Here is a 1799-nt window from a genome sequence, read left to right as displayed (position 1 = left end):
GCTCTACATATTGAAATAGCAAAAGCTACAAAAAACAAGATTTTTATCAGTATAATGGAAAATCTTAAGGATGTATTGATTGAATATTCTTTGCGAACGATCAAGCTTTCTGGACGAAGGGAAAGGGCTAATAAGGGTCATCGTATTTTAGTCGAAGCGATCTTAGCTGGTAAACCTACAGCAGCACGTAAGGCTGCTAGAGCACATGTGGAAGCGGTAGAATTAGAAATAATTGATCTCTTTAAGAGGGAAGATGTGTGACTACCAGTCATGACGGCTAGTTAGAATAAAATGTCTAGCAAAATGTTAAGGCAAGAGTACAAACTTCGCTAAGCAAAAAGGACCGGGCTATGCCCGGTTTTTTTATGTTCAATTCATTAAAAGTGACTTTCAAAAAATTCAATCGAGTTTAGTGAAATATTTAGCAAAAATTCTAAGATCTTTAAAGACCGCAAGATAGCTGATTAATTAACTCAGTATTGTTAATTGTTTGATAGTTATCATGTAAGTAAAATATGAGACAAGGAATTTTCACTAACTATCAAATTACCAAATAGTGCGGATTATATGATATTAGGATAATAAAATAACAATTCTAAATGGGAAGAATTGCACTATTTCAGATTTTTCTAATTATTATTACTTGACATTAAATAATCCTAAAATATTAATTTACAAAATATTTAGATTTTTTTATTTTTTTCGTTGACAGACCCATACATCCTGGGTTAATCTGTTATTAGATATCAGACAACCTACAACAGACAACAGACAACCGACAACGAAACACCACCACCACAGATCATCTACAGCAAATGCCTGCAACAGAGTACCTACATCACATTATCTACTACTGCTACCTACTTATTGATTATTGAAAGATTCAGAGTTAGAGAATATTTTGAAAGCGAATACATTAAAACACTTAAATTTTTTAATTGTAATTTTCTTAATATTATCTAAATTTCGGAAATAAAAACGACAGAAAATAAAGGAGGTGTGATATGGCATCATCCATTCAACCTATTAAAAGATCAAAAGTTTCCATTGATGTAGCTGCTAAGCTTCAAGAGATACTGCAAAGCGGAGAGTATAAGGTAGGGGATAAACTGCCTCCAGAAAAAGTGCTTGCGGAACGGTTCGGTGTTAGCAGGAGCTCTATACGAGAAGCGCTTAAGAGTCTTGAAGCTGAAGGGTCTGTTCGTATAGTTCATGGTGTAGGCACCATTGTTAGCAGCGGGCGGGAAACTATTAGTTCGAGCTTGGCATCCCTTCTCGTGATAGAGGGAACCACAGTGCCAGAATTGTTTGAGGCAAGGCTTGTCTTAGAAAGCGAAACCGCTTTTCGAGCTGCAGAGAGAATTACCACCAGTTCTGCCAATGGGTTAATCCATATTCTAGAACAACTTAATGATAATAGATTATCGGATGAAGCCTTTGTTGAATTAGATGTCGCTCTACATATTGAAATAGCAAGAGCGACTAAAAACAAAATCTTTATCAATATAATGGAAAATCTTAAAGATGTACTGATTGAATATTCTTTACGAACAATCAAGCTTCCTGGGAGAAGAGAAAAGGCTAATGAGGGCCATCGAATTTTGACCGAAGCTATCTTAGCTCGTAAACCTTCTGCAGCTCGTAAGGCGGCTAAAGACCATGTGGAGGCAGTAGAGTTTGAAATAGCAGAGCTCTTTAAAGGGGGTGAAGGACATGTAACCGCCAGTCATGACCTAATAAAATAAAATTCAAAAATATGAGGAGGAATTCGAAATGTCTTTAAAATTCACATACGAAAA

2 protein-coding genes are annotated in these 1799 nt (G+C 35.7%); both read left to right on the top strand.

The window, feature by feature from the left end; genetic code table 11:
- The coding region (locus V7266_RS30325; protein WP_335472989.1) for a FadR/GntR family transcriptional regulator at window positions 1-261 on the top strand (261 nt) is incomplete at its 5' end.
- Between the two features lie 743 nt (window positions 262-1004).
- The gene (locus V7266_RS30320) at window positions 1005-1745 is read left to right on the top strand and encodes a FadR/GntR family transcriptional regulator (protein WP_335472988.1); all 741 of its coding nucleotides are present in this window, start codon (window positions 1005-1007) and stop codon (window positions 1743-1745) included.
- The last annotated feature ends 54 nt before the right edge of the window (window positions 1746-1799 follow it).

The organism is Neobacillus drentensis, assembly GCF_036965645.1.
Lineage (GTDB): Bacteria > Bacillota > Bacilli > Bacillales > Cytobacillaceae > Neobacillus > Neobacillus drentensis_D.
The sequence above is the reverse complement of the archived record's forward strand: the minus strand, read 5'-3'. Positions and strand labels throughout refer to the sequence as shown.